We start from the raw sequence: 432 nt of genomic DNA on the forward strand, positions 1-432 counted from the left end.
AGCTGGCTGGCCACCACCCGGGTCGGCCGGCTCGCCGGTACCCCCGACGGCAAGGGCAAGGTCCGTGCCGCGCTCGGCCCCGAACTGGACCGGACCCTCCCGCCGTCGGTCCGCCGCGCCACCCTCGGCCTGCTGGCCGCGCTGCCGCCCGGCGGCACCGCCACCGCCGCCCCGCTGCTGCCCGTTCTGCGCTGGCAGCGCCCGCTGCGCGGCGGGCCCGGCCCGCCGGACAACCCCCAAAGTCGGGCACACCCGGCAGGCCTCCCCCGCCGTCCGCACCATCGAGGAGCCGCCGGACACCTAGGCCCTCACGCCCCGGCCCGCCCGGCGGAGCGGTGGACACGCCCCCCGCTCCCTCTACGCGCTCGACCTCGCGCTGCCCTTCCCCGAGTCCACCGCGTCGGTCTGGCCGGGCTTCGCATACACCGCCGA

General features: G+C 79.2%; 1 protein-coding gene. It reads left to right on the forward strand.

Annotated features, from left to right (window positions below; all coding sequences use genetic code 11):
* Positions 1 to 432, forward strand: a 432-nt coding sequence (locus UK12_RS43860) for a hypothetical protein (protein WP_231591484.1), incomplete at both ends; no start/stop codon positions are given.

Origin of the sequence: Saccharothrix sp. ST-888, from assembly GCF_000955975.1 — a bacterium.
Classification (GTDB): Bacteria; Actinomycetota; Actinomycetes; order Streptomycetales; family Streptomycetaceae; genus Kitasatospora.